General features: G+C 42.6%; 16 protein-coding genes and 1 tRNA gene. 5 read left to right on the forward strand and 12 right to left on the reverse strand.

From position 1 onward, the window contains the following. Positions 1–12: 12 nt before the first annotated feature. The 12 genes from AC04NP_RS24745 to AC04NP_RS24800 all read right to left on the reverse strand — a co-directional run bounded on the left by AC04NP_RS24745 (position 13) and on the right by AC04NP_RS24800 (position 11,216). The gene (locus AC04NP_RS24745) at positions 13–609 is read right to left on the reverse strand and encodes an acyltransferase (RefSeq protein WP_482862702.1); all 597 of its coding nucleotides are present in this window, start codon (positions 607–609) and stop codon (positions 13–15) included. Further along, entirely contained in the window at positions 606–1,370 is a 765-nt protein-coding gene (locus tag AC04NP_RS24750; protein ID WP_482862703.1) for an enoyl-CoA hydratase/isomerase family protein, read from the reverse strand. Before AC04NP_RS24750 ends, AC04NP_RS24745 begins: the two co-directional genes overlap by 4 nt. Positions 1,371–1,381: 11 nt before the next feature. After that, positions 1,382–3,874, reverse strand: coding sequence for a phenylacetic acid degradation bifunctional protein PaaZ (paaZ, locus tag AC04NP_RS24755; protein WP_482862704.1), 2,493 nt, complete (start codon positions 3,872–3,874; stop codon positions 1,382–1,384). Between the two features lie 28 nt (positions 3,875–3,902). Then, positions 3,903–5,060 (reverse strand): 3-hydroxyacyl-CoA dehydrogenase NAD-binding domain-containing protein, encoded by a 1,158-nt coding sequence (locus tag AC04NP_RS24760; protein WP_482862705.1) that lies wholly within the window; start codon positions 5,058–5,060, stop codon positions 3,903–3,905. After that, complete coding sequence (locus AC04NP_RS24765) at positions 5,061–5,840, reverse strand: enoyl-CoA hydratase-related protein (protein WP_482862706.1); 780 nt, start codon at positions 5,838–5,840, stop codon at positions 5,061–5,063. A gap of 7 nt (positions 5,841–5,847) precedes the next feature. Further along, on the reverse strand, positions 5,848–6,339 hold the full coding sequence (gene paaD, locus AC04NP_RS24770; protein ID WP_482862708.1) for a 1,2-phenylacetyl-CoA epoxidase subunit PaaD: 492 nt from the start codon (positions 6,337–6,339) through the stop codon (positions 5,848–5,850). A 4-nt stretch (positions 6,340–6,343) separates the two neighbouring features. Beyond that, positions 6,344–7,096, reverse strand: a complete 753-nt coding sequence (gene paaC, locus AC04NP_RS24775) for a 1,2-phenylacetyl-CoA epoxidase subunit PaaC (protein WP_482862709.1) — start codon at positions 7,094–7,096, stop codon at positions 6,344–6,346. A 1-nt stretch (position 7,097) separates the two neighbouring features. Beyond that, complete coding sequence (gene paaB / locus AC04NP_RS24780; protein WP_482862711.1) at positions 7,098–7,382, reverse strand: 1,2-phenylacetyl-CoA epoxidase subunit PaaB; 285 nt, start codon at positions 7,380–7,382, stop codon at positions 7,098–7,100. An 11-nt stretch (positions 7,383–7,393) separates the two neighbouring features. Continuing rightward, on the reverse strand, positions 7,394–8,347 hold the full coding sequence (gene paaA, locus AC04NP_RS24785) for a 1,2-phenylacetyl-CoA epoxidase subunit PaaA (protein WP_482862712.1): 954 nt from the start codon (positions 8,345–8,347) through the stop codon (positions 7,394–7,396). Between the two features lie 232 nt (positions 8,348–8,579). After that, a complete protein-coding gene (locus AC04NP_RS24790) occupies positions 8,580–9,659 on the reverse strand; it encodes a 2Fe-2S iron-sulfur cluster-binding protein (RefSeq protein WP_482862713.1) in 1,080 nt (359 codons plus the stop codon). Positions 9,660–9,969: 310 nt separating this feature from the next. Next, on the reverse strand, positions 9,970–10,404 hold the full coding sequence (locus tag AC04NP_RS24795) for an RrF2 family transcriptional regulator (protein WP_482862714.1): 435 nt from the start codon (positions 10,402–10,404) through the stop codon (positions 9,970–9,972). A gap of 134 nt (positions 10,405–10,538) precedes the next feature. Next, a complete protein-coding gene (locus AC04NP_RS24800; protein WP_482862715.1) occupies positions 10,539–11,216 on the reverse strand; it encodes a sterol desaturase family protein in 678 nt (225 codons plus the stop codon). Positions 11,217–11,376: 160 nt separating this feature from the next. On the opposite strand from AC04NP_RS24800, the gene AC04NP_RS24805 reads away from it, so the two are divergent. From AC04NP_RS24805 to AC04NP_RS24825, 5 genes are all read left to right on the forward strand, one after another. Beyond that, positions 11,377–13,167, forward strand: a complete 1,791-nt coding sequence (locus tag AC04NP_RS24805; RefSeq protein ID WP_482862716.1) for a hypothetical protein — start codon at positions 11,377–11,379, stop codon at positions 13,165–13,167. A 310-nt stretch (positions 13,168–13,477) separates the two neighbouring features. Then, positions 13,478–13,552, forward strand: a tRNA-Pro gene (locus AC04NP_RS24810). A gap of 296 nt (positions 13,553–13,848) precedes the next feature. Then, entirely contained in the window at positions 13,849–14,637 is a 789-nt protein-coding gene (locus tag AC04NP_RS24815) for a hypothetical protein (protein ID WP_482862717.1), read from the forward strand. A gap of 179 nt (positions 14,638–14,816) precedes the next feature. Further along, positions 14,817–15,869: a restriction endonuclease gene (locus tag AC04NP_RS24820; RefSeq protein ID WP_482862718.1), complete on the forward strand. Its 1,053-nt coding sequence runs from the start codon at positions 14,817–14,819 to the stop codon at positions 15,867–15,869. Positions 15,870–16,006: 137 nt separating this feature from the next. Next, entirely contained in the window at positions 16,007–17,368 is a 1,362-nt protein-coding gene (locus AC04NP_RS24825) for a toll/interleukin-1 receptor domain-containing protein (protein ID WP_482862719.1), read from the forward strand. Positions 17,369–17,451 lie beyond the last annotated feature (83 nt).

Here is a 17,451-nt window from a genome sequence, read left to right on the forward strand (position 1 = left end):
TTTACCAACCTGTTATTGGTTTTTGATATCATTCCAGGTGCTGTACAGCGTCTCCTGCGAGGGCCGGTTTTCCGGCAGGCTGGTCAGCGCCTTCACCTCCCTGAGACCCTGATGGCAGTCACCCGGCAGTGTTTGATAAAGCTGCGTGCCTTTGGTTTTCCAATCGATCATTTCGTCGCTTACCTCCCTGATAATCTGGGCCGGATTACCGACCAGCAGTTGTCGTGGCGGAATCTTTTCATTGGCTTTGATGAAGCTTAATGCCCCGATTATGCATTCATCGCCGATTTCTGCTTCATCCATCACAACAGCGTTCATTCCTACCAGCACGTTTTTTCCAATGGCAGCTCCATGAATGACTGCGCCATGCCCAATGTGTGCGTTTTCTTTTAAAGTTACGGTCTTGCCGGGAAACATGTGTATTGTACAATTCTCCTGAACATTGCAACCATCCTCGATAATTATCGCTCCCCAATCGCCCCTTATTGCCGCGCCAGGCCCTATGTAAACATCTTTGCCAATTACCACATTGCCTGTAACCGCTGCCAGCGGATGGACAAATGCCGAGGGATGCACTACTGGTATAAACCCTTTAAATTCGTAAATCATGACACGGTTTTGTATTTTTCTAACACCTTCTTGGTAAAATCCGATACTACCAGCCTTCCGCTCAATTCAGCTCTTTCTTCTAACAACCGGTCCCAGTGGCCGGTGCCTTCCCATGTTACCTTTTTTATGAGCTGCTGCGCTGTGTGACTGGTACTCACCAGGTTTTGTGTTAGTTCCCTGATCCCCTCGTCCATTTCTTCTGCCGTTTCGAAAATCTCATGAAAAAGCCCTTTTTCAAAAGCCCATTCAGCCGTTTGAAATTCAGTGGCATTGATCGCAAGTCCGGCAAAGCAGGAAACACCTATTTTTCTCTCGACTGCCGGGCCAACGACAAACGGGCCGATACCGATGGTCAGCTCACTGAGTTTCACTGCGGCATATTTTGTGGCAAAGCAATAATCCACAGCGGCAACCAGACCTACCCCTCCTCCCACAGCCTTACCCTGCACCCGGCCAATGATAACCTTCGGACATTTTCTGCAGGCATTGATTACGTTGGCGAACCCCATAAAAAACTTTTTTCCATCTTCAAAATTATCAATCGCTACCAGTTCATTGAAGCTGGCCCCGGCACAGAAAGTACGGTCCCCGCCACTTTTTAACAGGATCACCTTGATGTCCGGATGGTTTCCTGCGTCTTCAATCGTTGCTGCCAACTTTCCCAGCATATCACCCGGCAGGGAATTATGGGCCGGGTGAAAAAAGGTGATTTCACCCACAGCGCCTTCTATTTCCAGGTTTACGTAAGCTGCTTCTGACATATTGTATTCCGTTAAATCAGCCCAAACTGAGCCAAATGATGATTAAAATGTTTTCTGATCAATAAATCCCAATGCTGCTTATCCAATTCGCCAAAAACAGCATTTTTGGTTTTCATCCCGGGGTTTTCCTTGAAAAAATCTTCGTAAACCTCGTAGCTTTTCAGCACGGAGTCTATGGCTTCCTGCAAACCCGGATGATTCAGGTCTTCGGTTTCGCCTTTTTTCAGGTGCGGGTGGTGATATTCCCTGGGCATAGATTTATAGTTCCACAGAGAGTCCCGATATTTTTCCAGGTGTTTCCCGGGTGTAACAATCTCTGCCTCTATGTCACCGATGGCAATCTTGAAATTATACTCCAGGTGTTCCACCATGTGTTGTGGCGTCATGATACCCCATGCGGCCTGGGTATCAGGTGTGAGTTTACCGAGGGCAAAAGCCAGGAATTCTTTATCTATTTCCACGAAGGGGCACTTTTTCTGTACCAGTGTCAAAATAGTGGCAGTAGCGGCTAACTCTTTTTCCTGGTCGAAAACTTCAACGAACCATTTCACCACTCCGGAAGGATGTTCCTTGCCCTTACTGTCCCTTTCTACCTTTTCTTTACAGGTAAGCCTCACCTGGATGGTGTCGTTATGGTATATTGGTTTCAGAAAGCGGCATTCATCCAGGCCGTAGTTGGCGGCCACAGGGCCTTTGTTTGGATAGACAAATAAGCCAGCCGCTGCAGCCAGAATGAAGTACCCATGGGCCGCTCTTTTTTCAAATATGCTGCCCTGAAGTGAAGTGATGTCGGTGTGTGCGTAGAAATGATCCCAGGTCAGGTTGGCAAAATTGATAATATCTGAGTCGGTGACAGTACGTTTGTGTGTGTGCAGGGACTGACCTACTTCAATTTCTTCAAAATGATATTTGAAAGGATGTTCCTTCGACGCTTTGTATTTTGCGCCTGGCTGGTATATGCCTGTTATTTCTGTCAAAGTGGTGGGCGTACCCTGGATGGCGCAACGTTGCAGATAGTGTTTTATACCTCTCATTCCCCCCATTTCTTCACCACCTCCGGCGCGTCCCGGACCGCCGTGGATCAAAGTGGGCAAAGGAGAACCATGACCTGTGCTTCTCTTGGCGCTTTCCCGGTTTAAAATCAATATTCTTCCATGGTGCGTCGCCGCACCGATCACAAATTCCCTGGCGGTCCGGTCGTTGCAGGTGGCAATCGAGCAGCATAAAGAGCCCTTGCCCATTTTGGCCAGTTGAATGGCATCATCCAGGCCGGTATAGGGAATGATGGTGCTTACCGGTCCAAAGGCTTCAATTTCATGTACCCCCAGATTTTTGTGGGGCTGATCTTCCCGTAAAATAATAGGACTGAGAAATGACCCTTTAGCGGCATCGGCACCGATGAGGGTTACTTTGTCTGTATGGCCGTAAACGATTTCGGCTGTTTTGGATAAATCGCCGACCCTGTCCCTCACTTCCTGTAACTGATCTTTGTTAACCAGGGCCCCCATCCGTACTTCTTTTAACTTCGGATCACCTATGATCACTTTATTCAATGCATTACCCAAAGCGATTTGCACATCCTCTACCAATGATCCGGGTACAATTACCCGGCGTATGGCTGTACATTTCTGACCGCATTTGACGGTCATTTCATTACGCACTTCCTTGATAAATAAGTCGAACTCCGGTGTGCCCGGTACGGCATCCTCACCTAAAACCGCGCAGTTTAATGAATCTGCCTCCATATTAAAAGGAACAGATTCTTCTATGATCCTGGGGTTGGCTTTTAACATCCGGCCTGTATCTGCCGAACCGGTAAATGTGACCACATCCTGGGATTCTACCGTGTCCAGGATAGTCCTGGCCGATCCGCAAATTAATTGCAAGGCCCCTTCGGGTAAAATCTCAGACGCTATAATTTCCCGGACCACAGCCTCGGTAAGAAAGGCGGTGGCGGTAGCAGGCTTCACTACTGCAGGTACGCCGGCCATCCAGTTCACAGCACATTTTTCCAGCATGCCCCACACAGGGAAATTAAAGGCATTGATATGGATGGCCACCCCTTCTTTTGGCACCATAATATGATGGCCCATGAAACCTTGCCCCCTGGATAAATCAATCGGATCACCGTCTATGTGATAAGGCTGATTGGGAAAGTTTCTGCGCAAAGAGGCATTAGCAAAAAGATTGCCAAAACCGCCTTCAATATCAATCCAGCTATCGGCCCTGGTGGCGCCGGTCTTATAGCTGATCTCATAAAACCGATCTTTTTTCCTGGTAAGGTATAATGCCAGCTTTTTTAGCATATTTCCTCTTTCCTGGAAGGTCATTTTTCTTAATGCCGGATTGCCTGCTGCCCGGCCATATGCCAGGATTTCGCCAAAGTCCAGCCCCTTGGTCGAAACACTTGCAAATGCCTCACCAGTCACGGCATCGTAAACAGGCTGGCCTTCGCCATCACCTTTCATCCATTCGCCTTTGATATAGTTGCCTAATTTATCCATGGTTATCTTTTGTTAGACTAACTTTTGATTAGTTAAAGAATCTTTCATTTGTTTCTGCCATTTTTCTCAATAAAACTGTACACCTGTACTGGCCTTCACGATATTTTTGATAAAGATCATCCAATATATTTACGCAGTGAGACACGCCCCACTCGTCGGCCCAGGTCAAAGGGCCTTTAGGGTAATTGACACCGGCGGTCATAGCGAGGTCGATGTCTTCTTTGGTGGCGATATTGAGGTAGCGGGCATCTGCCGCTTCGTTGATTATTCTCACTACGATCCGCTGCATGATTTTTTTACCCGGTTCAAGATCTTCTTCCGGCACGGGATTAGTCTCAGGGTTTTCATAATTGTAAAAACCTTTACCTGATTTTCTGCCCAGATACCCGGCCTCCACCAATCTTTTCTGGGTAAAGGATGGCTTGTAGCGAGGGTCGTAAAAGAACGCCTTGAAAACAGTTTCGGAAACGGTGTAATTCACATCATGGCCAATGAAGTCCATCAACTCAAAGGGGCCCATTCTGAATCCGCCTATAGATTTCATAGCCCAATCGATTGTAGCTGCGTTGGCAATGCCTTCTTCGTATATACGAATGGCCTCCCCGTAAAAAGGCCTGGCTACGCGGTTGACAATAAAGCCAGGCGTATCTTTTGCCATTACCGTTACCTTTCCCCATCTGTCAATCACCTCTTTGGCACATTGGGTGACTCCGGCGCCGGTCTGGATTGCCGGCACAATTTCTACCAGTTTCATCAAAGGGGCCGGATTGAAAAAATGGATGCCAATGAACCGCTCCGGCCTCTTAAGTGCCGAGGCCAGGGAGGCGATGGAAAGTGAGGAGGTATTCGAGGCAATGATACATTCATCATTTACCAATGATTCAATTTTTTTAAAGACTTCTTTTTTAATCTCTGCGTTTTCAACAATGGCTTCAATCACAAGGTCGGCAGTAGCTATTTCCCGGAGGGTTTCGATATAGTCGATGTGGCTGAGGATCGCTGTTTTTTTTTCTTCAGGGTATTTGCCTTTTTCAACCAACCGGCTTAAAATCCTTTCAAGGTTTACCTTGCCTTGTTGCAGTGCCTCCGGGTTGCTGTCAAACAGCAGGACTTTGTTACCGGCTGTCGCCGCTACCTGGGCAATTCCTGCCCCCATTGTCCCGGAACCTATTACGCCTACGATCATTTACTTTCCTTTAAATTCAGGTTTTCTTTTATTTAAAAAGGCATCTACCCCCTCGCGATAATCTGCGGTTTCAGAAGCTTGTATTTGCAATTTGTTTTCCACCGCCAACTGGTCTTCCAGCGTTCCCGATAGCGCTGAGTTAAAGGCCTGTTTGGTGAAAGCCAACCCCAATGTTGGCATTTTCGCCAGTTTGGAAGCCAGTGCCAGCACTTTTTCATCAAATTCCTCATCGGGGAAGTATTTGTAAATCATGCCGATCCGTTCGGCCTCCGGAGCGGTGATTTTGTCACCCAGCATGGCTATGGCCAGGGCTTTTTGAAAGCCAATCAATCTTGGCAAAAAATAAGTGCCACCACTATCCGGAATCAGGCCGATCGCACTAAAGGCCTGGATAAATGTAGCTGTTTCCCTGGCCACCACAATATCACAGGCCAGCGCAATGTTGGCTCCTGCGCCGGCGGCAACACCATTTACCGCAGCGACAATGGGTTTGGGGATTTTTCTCAACCTTGTGATGATGGGGGCGTAGTGCTCTTCCAGAATGGATCTGAAACCCGGATTTAATTCCGGTGAGGTGACCTCAGTTAAATCCTGGCCGGCGCAAAAGGCCTTTCCTTCACCTGTAATTACAATGACCCTTATGGCAGGATCTGCTGCAAGTTCATCCAACTGCCGCTGAAAAGCCAGGGCCAGGGGTTTATTGACACTATTATAGGCCTGCGGCCTGTTTAATTTTATCGTGCCAATTTCGTTATCAGAAGTTGTTACAATAGGCTCCATATAGTTGCTAAAGGCATTTAAAGTAATCAAAAGGTTCCAGACAGTCCTCACACTTAAATAGGGCCTTGCAGGCTGTCGAGCCAAACTGGCTTACCAAGGTTGTGTTGACGGAACCACAGTGAGGACATTTTACAATTCTTTTTTCATGCAGTAGTGCTTTTTTATCGGCGGCGGGATCCAGAGGAGGGGCTATGCCATAGGCCGCCAGTTCTTTCCTGCCATTTTCAGTGATCCAATCGGTGGTCCAGGCAGGCGTGAGCACCAGTTTGACGGTTGCCTCAAATCCTGCTTCTGCCAAGGCTTTTTTGATATCATCCCGGATAGTGTCCATAGCGGGGCATCCTGAGTAGGTAGGGGTTATGCTGATTGTCAGCTTCTTCCTGTTTTCAATGATTTCCCTGACAATGCCCATGTCCATAATCGAAAGTACGGGAATTTCCGGATCGGAGATGCCCTTTAAAATATCATTAATGGTAGGATTCCTGGCTATTGCACTCATTTCATTACCAACTCATATTTGGATAAGCGCGTTGCATGTATTGTAGCTGGGTCAGGATATAACCCATATGTTCGGAATGAACACCCTTTTTGCCGCCTGACTGAAACCAATTGGTCTCCGGTATGTCCAATGTGGCTTCTTTGAGCACTTCATGAACGCGGTTGTAATAATCGGTTTTCATGGCGGGCAGGTCGGCCCCTATACCCAGCTCCTTCATTTCCAGTTCAATGGGTGTTTCCTCCGGCAATTCGCCGGTATATGGGTACAGGTAATTAATGGCGTTTTGCATTTTTTCGTGGCTTTCATCCGTACCCGCCCCCAGCCTTTTTATCCATTCGCTGGAAAAGTCCAGGTGATAAGTTACCTCTTTCAGTGATTTTTGGGCAATGGCGGCAATGTGTTCGTCGTTGCTGTTGACCAGTTCATGTAGCAGCAGAAAGTGGTAGCAATCGTACAAAAACTGGCGGCCAATGACATAGGCGAAGTCTTTGTTGGGCTGTTCTACAAGTAACACGTTACGATATTCGTGCTCCATACGCAGAAAAGCGATGTCGTCTTCTGTTTTATCCTCTTTGCTCAAGGTGGCGGCTAATTGAAAGTAGTTCCTGGTTTGCCCGAACAGATCCAGGGAAATATTGGTCAGGGCTATGTCGGTTTCCAGGCTAGGCCCATGACCGCAAAGCTCCGACAACCTGTGTCCCAGGATCATGGTATTATCACCGATGAACAATAGATATTGATAAATTTTATTGGTCATTTTACATATGTTTTAGTTCATCCGGAAGATTGTAAAATGTCGGGTGCCGGTAGACTTTGTCTTTAGCCGGTTCGAACATTTCCCCGCTTTTTTCCGGATTGGAGGCCGTGATGTGTTTTGACTCAACCACCCAGATACTTACCCCCTCATTTCTCCGGGTGTATACATCCCTGGCATTTTCCAATGCCATTTTGTTGTCTGCAGCGTGTAAACTGCCTACATGACGGTGTTCCAGGCCGTTTTTACTCCGGATAAAAACCTCCCAAATGGGCCATTCGTTTTTCATGGCTATGATAATTAGTTTGCTTCGCTTAATACTTTGTTGCTTTGTTTTTTCGCATACCGGGCGGCTGCTTCCCGCACCCATGCGCCATTCTCATGCGCTGCCCTTCTGGTGTCGAGCCGTTCTTTGTTGCAGCGGCCATTGCCTTTTACCACATTCCAAAATTCCTCCCAGTCAATTTCTCCGAAATCATAATGCCCTCGTTTTTCATTCCACTTTAGATCTTTGTCGGGAATAGTAATACCCAGTATATCAGCCTGGGTTACCGTGCTATCGACAAATTGCTGACGGAGCTCATCGTTGCTTTTTCTTTTGATCTTCCATTTCATTGACAGTTCGGTATGTGTTGATTCTGCGTCAGTGGGCCCAAACATCATCAGCGATGGCCACCACCACCGGTTGAGTGCGTCCTGGGCCATTTGCTTTTGCACTTCGGTACCCCGACAGAGTGTAAGCATAATTTCGTAGCCCTGGCGTTGATGAAAGCTTTCCTCTTTGCAGATTCTCACCATAGCGCGGGCATAGGGGCCATAAGAGGTACGTGTCAACATCACCTGGTTAATAATTGCCGCTCCGTCAACCAGCCAACCGATGGCGCCTATGTCGGCCCAGGTCAAAGTGGGGTAATTGAAAATGCTGGAGTACTTCGCCTTGCCGGCATGTAGTTGGTCAACCAGTTCGTCCCTGGTAATCCCCAAGGTTTCAGCGGCACTGTAAAGGTAAAGTCCATGACCGGCTTCATCCTGAACCTTGGCCAGCAATGCTACCTTTCTTCTTAGCGTAGGGGCGCGGGTGATCCAGTTCCCTTCGGGGAGCATGCCGACAATTTCGGAGTGGGCATGTTGTGATATTTGCCGGATGTGGGTTTTCCTGTACTTCTCCGGCATCCAGTCTTTGGGTTCTATATGGTGTCCTTCATCTATTTTTCGCTGAAATTCCGCCTCCAGCTTTTCTATTGAATCTTTCATATGTCCTAAATTTTTCAATCCCTATTAACAGTATTCGATAATTAAACTTTGTGTCTCCGTGTCTCCGTGGTTAATCTATTGCTACTACAGATACTTTCAACTTCAAAGGCGCTAAGGCACCAAGATCACCAGTAATGTAAGTTACGGATATGACAGGCACAAATGAAATCCGTGTGCTTTCAGTTAAGTGACTACCATCGGTAAATACCCTTTGCGCTTTCATCTGTTTGTTTTAATGATCAAAATCTACAACAACCTTTTCAGACAGGGGAATTGACTGGCAGGTAAGAATGTACCCATTGTCAATTTCATCCTGCTCCAGACCATAGTGTACGGCCATATCCACTTTCCCCTCTAATAATTTTGCACGACATGTGCAACATACACCTCCTTTGCATGCAAATGGCAGATCGGCCGATTTTTGCAAAGCAGAGTCCAGGATTGTATTACTGCCCTGTGGCAGAGAGAATTTGAAACTTTTCCCCCCTTCCAGGATGGTAACTTCACAATTTTCATGACCATTGGCGCTGGTCATGATCGCTTTTTTAACCTTTTGAGCCCCCGATTCAGATGTAAACAATTCGAAATGTATATTTTTTTCAGGGACATTTATGTCGGTCAGATAGTTCCTGATCATAAAGATCATCGCCTCAGGCCCACAAAGAAAATAATCGTTGATGACTTCCCGGTCAACCACTCTATTAAATAACGTATCCAGCTTTTCTTCGGTTAACCTGCCATTCAGGAGCGGCACATCCCTTTCCTCTTGTGTTAAGAAGTAAAACACCTCAAACCGCTCCAGAAAATGGTTTTTCAGCGCTTCAATTTCTTCCTTTAAAATAATGGAGCCGACATGGCCGTTGACATAAAATAATTTGAATGTCGCCCCGGGTTCCTGTATCAGATGTGTTTTAATAATCGAAATAACGGGCGTAATGCCACTTCCGGCTGCAAATGCGGCATAATTTTTAGCTTGCGAGGCATCTGATTCTATAAAAAACCTGCCACTTGGTGGCATTACCTCCAACCTGTCTCCGGACTTCAACTGTTCATTCACATAGGTACTGAAAAGCCCACCGTCAATTTTTTTTACGGCCACCTCCCATTTATTGTCCAACGGGCTGGAACACAGTGAATAAGAGCGCCTGACTTCCTCCCCATTGATCGTGGTTTTCAGCGTAAGGTGCTGACCGCAATGGTATTGAAACAACTCCCGCAGCGAATCATCGATTTTAAAGGAAACGACCGTACAATCTTCCGTGGTTTTCCTGACTGAAGCTACTTCCAGTGTATAAAACTGCTTGTGGACCATTGCAATGATTTCTTTTTAAATTTGCAAACTAACATTTGTTAGTTTTAAGAGAAAAAAAATTCGGCCAAAAAGGCCAAATCGGATTGGGTAGCTACCGTTACAGCGCTGAATTTTACCTACAAAACTAACGAATGTTAGGCGATTTTGCAAGCAATCCGAAGCTTTTGGTATATCAACACTTTTCAGCCCTCACCTCCGTGTCTCTTCGTGTCTTTGTGCCTTGGTGGTGAGAAATGGTTAACCACCAAGGCACAAAGACACGAAGAGACACGGAGGTAGATGGTATAAGGATGGGGTGTATTGAATACGCTTATTTGTAGTTTACAATTGATTTTCCATCTTCCACATCCTGGCACAATTCGGAAAGGGTTTTTTCCTGGAGCAGTTGCCTGATTTTTTCCTTGACAATTTTATAATCGAAATGTATAGGGCAGGGGGTTTTGTCCGAACACTTCTTCAAACCGATTCCACACCGGTCCAGTATGTCGAGCCCGTCGATTATCTTTACAATTTCAACCAATCGCAGTTTATCCGGGGAAACATTGAGCAGAAAACCTCCCCCGGGCCCTTTTATCGACGTAAGCAGCTTGTGTTTTACAAGTTGCTGCAGAATTTTGCTCAGAAAATGCAGCGGTATACCCTGTGAATCGGCTATTTGCTTTAGTCCGACAGCCTGATCATTTTTTGTATGAAGTGTAATGTACAAAATTGATCGCAACGCATATTCACATGATTTCGAAAACATAGAAGCTTAAAAGTAATTGCACTACTTATTGCGGGATTTAACATCCGCAAGGCCAATCCGGTAGCCTTATGCCGCAATTTAGGAATTAATTTGCAGAAGCAGACCGGATTTACGGGAAGTAAATACCCACGGTATCATTTCATCCTTTTTTTGGGCATAGTTCCGAAAACAAAATCCCAGAACCTCGTGGAGACCCCGAAGGCCGCATACGGATCGACATAGTGATGTATCCGATGGTGTTTCCAGAGTGCTTTCCATGGCCCGTACCAGGGCGATTTGATCCTATGCTGGGCGTAATGTAATGATATGTAGCTAAGGTATCCTAGCATAAATCCGGGAAAGAAAACAAAAGCATAACGGGCGTGAATCAGCCAAAAGATAAAAAAGAAAACACCGGAAAGGAAAAGTCCGGGCAGTGGGGGCATTGCAAGGCGTGTTGGGTCAATCGGATGTTGATGATGGATTCCGTGCGCTTTGTGTTGAAGGTTGAAGAGAAACTTTACATTGGATTCGGTGTGATACAAGAACCGATGTACCAGGTATTCCATAAATGACCAAAATACAAACCCGATTGCGAGTATCACAAGACTGTCGATGAATGGAATTTCCAAACGGGTAGTACCATACCAGAATAAGAAGGTACTTACCGACAGGTGCATGACGATGGGTGTAAAAATGTTGGTCCGGGTAAGCCTTTCAAGCACTTTGTTTTTAAACAATGGGGCAGTGTGTGCTTTGCGAATGGCAAGATGTTCGGGCATTTTCGTTTCCCCATTTTTAAAGGCGATGTATTCTCTGACATTTTTTTCCATAATTATTGAGGGAATTCATTGTTGTTTCTGAAGCTTTAATTGAAAAAAGCTGTCTAAATCCTGACAAATTTTAATCGACGACAAATTTAGATAAACAGACCTTTATATCTAATATATAGACAAATTTATTTAACTTGCGGACTTAAACAAATGGATTACAATGAATAAACTACAGGCGCACAGCTTCCACATTCCGGTCATGGGAACGGGTTATACCATAGATACCCCTTTAAAAGTATCCCAATATGGAATTTCTTCGGCCATATCGCTGGTTGATGATGTACTGATCGAGAAAATGAGGGAATTTTATTGCCGGAAACTAAAAATACCATTCCAGGCAATCTCTCATAAAACCCATGATTTCAGGGCCAAAAGAATAACCGCCTATCTGAATCTTGTGGATAAAATTGCCACTGAAAATTTTGAACAACTGAAAAATTCCGTTTCCGAAAAAGGTGGTGAAATGGAAAAATACGTAAATATGTTACCCGATTTTTCAGTTTTAAAACAAAAATTCCAGCAGTTGATTCAAGGCAACCGGGGTTTAAACGAAATAAGAAACTGGGTACAGCATAATATTTCCATTGGCAGCATCGATGTGAACATTATGACGAAACTTAACCGTGAGAATTACCGACATAACAAAAAACTGCCTGTGGAATTCAATGATGCCCATGCGGCACTGCGAGGCTTTGCAAAAAGTAAGCTGAAATCTTCTGTAATCCTTTCCGCCGGCATGAATCCGAGATTGTACAGCTATTTTGAAGAATTTGAGGATTTCTATCCGGATGAAACCGGGCTGATAAGAAAAAAGATCATACTCAAGGTGAGTGATTTCAGGTCTGCTTTGGTACAGGGAAAATTCCTCGCTAAAAAGGGGCTGTGGGTTTCTGAATACAGGGTTGAGTCAGGTTTGAATTGCGGGGGGCACGCTTTTGCTACCGATGGCTACCTGATGGGCCCCATTCTTGAAGCGTTTAAGAAGAACAGGGATATGCTTATCAATACCACCTATGCGCTATTGATTCAGGCACTGAAAAACAAAGGAAGGAACGCGCCGGACTCACCGCCAGAAGTTAAGTTTTCAGCCCAGGGAGGTGTGGGTACAGCCAAAGAGCATCAATTTCTGGTGGATTATTACCGACTGGACTCCATTGGGTGGGGCACCCCCTTCCTTTTGGTACCTGAAGCCACCAATGTTGATAATTATACCCAGAAGTTGTTGAAACAAGCCAGCGAGAAGGACTTGACATTAAGTGATACCTCTCCGTTAGGTGTACCTTTTAATACCCTTGAAGGCAATACAAAAGATTTGGAAAAAGTAAAGCGGATTAATCAAGGTAAACCTGGCAGTCCATGCCCCAGGAAGTTTGCCTCCAATAACCGGGAATTTACGGAAAAGGAAATTTGCCTGGCTTCAAGACAATACCAGAAGCTGAAGATCAAGGCGTTGGATAGCCGCTATTTGTCACCGGAAGCATACAACCGGGAGTATGATAAAATCGTGGAAAAGTCCTGCATATGTGTTGGTTTGGGAACTTCCGCGCTGTTGGTCAATGACCTCGATACGAAGATCGAGGGGAAAGGAGTGTCTGTCTGTCCCGGGCCCAATATGGCTTATTTTTCAGAGGTAGTATCACTGAAAGCCATGAGTGATCATATCTATGGCAGGGATACTGTTTTAAAAAGAACCGACCGGCCGCATATGTTTATCAAGGAGTTGGGTATGTACATAGACTACTTCGGTAAAATGGTTGCTGATATAAAGCAGCCCATAGATGACAGGCAAAGGAAACAATTGTTAAACTTCAGGGATAACCTGAACAACGGGATTACCTATTACCGGGATCTGTTTTCAAATGCCGAGGCACAAAATAATGGTGCTTATACCGGTTTTACGGATGATCTCGGTTTAATGGAAAAAGCATTAAACGATATTAGTTTAAACTGATGGCGTTCCTTTTAACCTGTCAAAGATTCATATCCGGATTAAAGCATTGTAAGCAAATTAGATAATTGTTTTTCATAGGATGAAGTCACATGAAGTCATAGCATGGCTCCAAGCCATACTATGACTCGCTACGTTTTCCTCTGCCAGGCCAGGGGCCATCCTCTCCTGACATGTTCGGAAAGCGAAAATAATCCAACCTCAATTATTTAAATCACCATATCAATTATTCTTAAAGACAACATACTTTGTAAGTAAAAAAATTCGTAATATTGCAGTCCCAAAATTGAACCCTATTGGGATCTCAATTACCCGGGATGTGGCGCAGTCCGGTTAGCGCACCACGTTAGGGACGTGGGGGCCGCTGGTTCGAATCCAGTCATCCCGACTTTTGCCTGAATTGTTATGATTCAGGCTTTTTTGTTTGAAATTGTTTGACATTGGCTGTAATTCACTATTTTTGCATGCAATAGCAGCATTTTGACTATAAAGTCCAATTGGTTGAAAAATTGATCTTGAAAATAAGAAAACTTTTCTAAGAGACTATAAGTCCCGCAAAGCCACCAACGTATACGCTCATGTAGCCAATACAGCTATGAATTTTTTCAAAAATCCATTAGATTAAGATTTCGATGAAATAAATATCAGTACACCATTGTGGTGCATAGCCAATTTTTATATGCAATGACGCAGGATTTTGAAAAATTTTGGTTTAAAGAAGGATGTAAGTCTCCAATAAAGTTGATTCAATATTATGATGAACTTCAGAAGATCAACATATCTGATAAATCAAATGACCAATCATTAATCCAAGATGCATTGATTGACACAATATTTAAGTATACTTCATTAGCGTCTGGTTTATATGGATCCCCAAATTCAAATGATGAAAAGGTGATACTATATTCAGGATATGTTACTTCATTGGTTAATAATTTGATTTCCATAAGAGCACTTTTCTTAACTGGTATGAATCTACAAATTCAACCAATTCTTCGAATGCACATTGAACAACTTAAAATTTTAACTGCTATTGTCTATGATGAAGAACTCTATAAACGGGTTAGCACTTATCATGAAGAATCACAAAAAACATTAACTCCTAAGCAATCTCATGTTGATAAAGTTCTGTTTAAACTTCAGAAAGAACACAATCAGTTAGTTGGAATGTGGAAATTAATCAATTCCAATATTGATTTCCTGTATGAACGTCTATCAGCAGTTGCTCATGGCAATTTCTTAAATATAACTTTTCATCTAATGCAAGAAGAAGTTAAAGATCGACCGCTTGGAATAGGAGGAAGACAAAATCAAGATGATGCAACAAACCTATACGTAAGTATTGGTAGCGATCTTTCACAACTAATGTGGCCAATTATTCGAAGACATTTACTTGATCAAGAGCTAATATATCTATCAAATGACAATTACGGTATTAACCAAGTAGAACCCATCATATTAAGAACACAATAAAAAAGCATATAACAACAGCTATGAATGGGGTTTTATAGGTTGCGAAAGTTTGATAGTAATTGAAAAGTTCGCTACGAATTGTAAATTTATTAATCGGTGTGGCTTTGAGTAAAAAGAGAGGTTAGCACATTACTAATCCCCACTCCTTATAGCGAGAGGTTGCAGGCAACTATCAGAACATGAGCGCATTTGAGAAACATATTGATTTTAATAAGTTAACTCCCAATGAGTTTGAGGAATTGTGCTTTGAACTAATCTTAAAACACGGATTTTCAAAAGTTATCTGGAGACAAGGTGGTGCAGATAATGGAAGAGATATTGAAGCAATATCTACAATCAATAATAGTCTAGTTGGAATGTTTGAGGAGAAATATTTTTTTGAATGCAAAAAGTATGAAAATGCTGTACCACCAGCAGAACTTAATTCTAAGATAGCCTGGGCGGATGCAGAAAAACCGCAACATTTAGTTTTTATGATATCATCTTATTTGAGCAATAATGCAAGAACTTGGCTTGAGAAAATTGAGATTGATAAGTCATATAAGATACATGTCATTGAAGGTGCCATATTATCAAAGATATTGTTGCAACATGAAGAGTTGGTATCTAAGTATTTCATTCTTGACAAGTATATAAATCTATTGGATGAAACAATTGACAAATGGGTACTTCACAACCTAACTCCAAACTTTTATACATATTATTACCTTTTAGAAAACCTTGATAAAACTTCTTTAAGCGTTAAACAGATAGTGTTTCTGTATACATCATATTTTGTTCATTATTCAAGATTGGAGGAAATAGAGAATGAAAACTATCATGGTATTGATATTTCAAAAGATTTAACTGAGTTAGCTGAAATATTAAAGAATAATCGAACAGATAATGATTCCGTATTACTTTTAGAAAAAGATATTGATACGTTAAGTTCCGGTGGATGCCTTAGTCTGAATAGAGATGATGTCAATGAATTTAAGTATGATTTTATATCATCAGAAATACGGATAAATTCAAAAACAAAAGGTAATTATAAACTTGGATATTATTTATTTAAAAGAATAAATAAAACAGATTGTATCGAGATTTTGCTTTATCATAACTCTAATTTGGAATTTAAAATCCGATATATTGACCAGTATAGTTTTGATGATTATAAAGAATCTGTTCATCTTCTAAATATGCATGAAAAGTATGAAAAAGAATTGATTGAAATAAGTGAATTAATGAAATAACAATTAATGAATTTTATCAATAATCCATTAGATTAAGGTTCTAATAATAGATATAAGCACCACGCATGGTGTTTAACGAATTGTTACTCGCAACTTTCGGTGCATACGTGAAAGGATTTAGCAAAATGAAAAATTAAATGCAATACGATGTTTTCATATGTCATGCTAGCGAAGATAAAGATGACTTCGTTCGACCACTAGCCGAGAGGTTAAGACAACAATATCTTGATGTGTGGTATGATGAATTTTCTCTTAAAATTGGAGATAGTCTTACTCAAAAAATTGATGAAGGATTATCTGTTTCAAGATTCGGAATTGTGGTTTTAAGTCCTAATTTTTTTAAAAAGCCTTGGGCAAAAAGAGAATTAAATGGATTGAATCTAAGAGAGATGGTCGAGAAAAGAGACCTTATTCTACCTATATGGCATAGAGTGGATGTTCAAGATGTTATGCAATTCTCTCCATCACTTGCTGACAAAAAAGCCGGGACTTCTTCTGTTGGAATTAATTCTTTAATCAGAGAACTAACAAAAAGGATTAAACCTGATGATAGCCCTCTTATTGTAGCTCGCGATTATCTAGCTAATTTAAATGTCAATACTCCTCCAATATCTGATGAATGGTGGTTGGATGTTGTAGAATATAAAGAATACCTAAAATATCCTGATACAAATGCAGGAACACGCTGGTTATTTCCTTTGCCATTTCGAAATGAAGACCGTGGATTTAAAAGAGGGCAAAACATTGCCTCTACTGCATTACAAATGGATTGGTCTTTTGAAGGAGAAGAGTTAAACATCTCACCTACCACACATCCAGAAATTGTTCATGAATTTATTCATCGTTGGCCCGGACTGTATGATTGTGCCAAAGCAAATCCAAATGTACTTGCGATGTATGTTCCACAATTAACCATTCCTGGATTTGATTCTGGATTTGAAGATGAATTCGATGAACTTTTAAAACCGGGTAATAATGCAGATTTAATATTTTCTTATGGTAGGCATGATACAATTGATGGTAATAAGCCACTATGTGGAGATATTATTGCATACAGACATCCTGAGTTTGGGAATTACACGGCAGAAGAACTTGGACATTGGTATTTTTATGCACATGACACAAGATATATTCGTTCATATTGGGAGATTTTTGAAGGTCTAGTTTGGCTCTTAAGTTCTGATTCTGATTGGCTACCTGAAAAATTAAGGAATGTGTTAGTAATTGGTATTTGCCATCGTAATCGTTGGGCAGATTATAATAATAATTTTCATAATCCCTTTATTTCTTCTTTATGGGATAAAAACCGTAAGCAATTTAGCCTTACAAAAAGGATTCAAAATGGATTAAACCAACTTGTGACCGATGCACTTGAAAAATTAGAAATCACTCAAAATTCTGAAGATATTGCAGGGAAACTTTTGGAAATAGGATTAGTTGAAAAATTCTATGATTATAAAGAAAGGATTGAAAATAAGAGAAATAAAAGCAGCGCATAACAATTAAGCTACAATGATGTGAAGTAAGGCTTCGGTTCACTGTAGCGGATGATGGACTGGTATTGTGGTAGCGGTGGTAGTTA

This window comes from Agaribacillus sp. DX54 (assembly GCF_056858335.1).

Excerpts from the sequence above, each read along its gene's own strand:
- AC04NP_RS24820 (WP_482862718.1), top strand. The coding sequence starts at position 14,817 with ATGAGCGCATTTGAGAAACATATTGATTTTAATAAGTTAACTCCCAAT.
- AC04NP_RS24745 (WP_482862702.1), bottom strand. The coding sequence starts at position 609 with ATGATTTACGAATTTAAAGGGTTTATACCAGTAGTGCATCCCTCGGCA.
- AC04NP_RS24815 (WP_482862717.1), top strand. The coding sequence starts at position 13,849 with ATGACGCAGGATTTTGAAAAATTTTGGTTTAAAGAAGGATGTAAGTCT.
- paaZ (WP_482862704.1), bottom strand. The coding sequence starts at position 3,874 with ATGGATAAATTAGGCAACTATATCAAAGGCGAATGGATGAAAGGTGAT.
- paaC (WP_482862709.1), bottom strand. The coding sequence starts at position 7,096 with ATGACCAATAAAATTTATCAATATCTATTGTTCATCGGTGATAATACC.
- paaB (WP_482862711.1), bottom strand. The coding sequence starts at position 7,382 with ATGAAAAACGAATGGCCCATTTGGGAGGTTTTTATCCGGAGTAAAAAC.
- paaD (WP_482862708.1), bottom strand. The coding sequence starts at position 6,339 with ATGAGTGCAATAGCCAGGAATCCTACCATTAATGATATTTTAAAGGGC.
- AC04NP_RS24765 (WP_482862706.1), bottom strand. The coding sequence starts at position 5,840 with ATGGAGCCTATTGTAACAACTTCTGATAACGAAATTGGCACGATAAAA.
- AC04NP_RS24805 (WP_482862716.1), top strand. The coding sequence starts at position 11,377 with ATGAATAAACTACAGGCGCACAGCTTCCACATTCCGGTCATGGGAACG.
- AC04NP_RS24795 (WP_482862714.1), bottom strand. The coding sequence starts at position 10,404 with ATGTTTTCGAAATCATGTGAATATGCGTTGCGATCAATTTTGTACATT.
- AC04NP_RS24800 (WP_482862715.1), bottom strand. The coding sequence starts at position 11,216 with ATGGAAAAAAATGTCAGAGAATACATCGCCTTTAAAAATGGGGAAACG.
- AC04NP_RS24750 (WP_482862703.1), bottom strand. The coding sequence starts at position 1,370 with ATGTCAGAAGCAGCTTACGTAAACCTGGAAATAGAAGGCGCTGTGGGT.
- AC04NP_RS24790 (WP_482862713.1), bottom strand. The coding sequence starts at position 9,659 with ATGGTCCACAAGCAGTTTTATACACTGGAAGTAGCTTCAGTCAGGAAA.
- paaA (WP_482862712.1), bottom strand. The coding sequence starts at position 8,347 with ATGAAAGATTCAATAGAAAAGCTGGAGGCGGAATTTCAGCGAAAAATA.
- AC04NP_RS24825 (WP_482862719.1), top strand. The coding sequence starts at position 16,007 with ATGCAATACGATGTTTTCATATGTCATGCTAGCGAAGATAAAGATGAC.
- AC04NP_RS24760 (WP_482862705.1), bottom strand. The coding sequence starts at position 5,060 with ATGATCGTAGGCGTAATAGGTTCCGGGACAATGGGGGCAGGAATTGCC.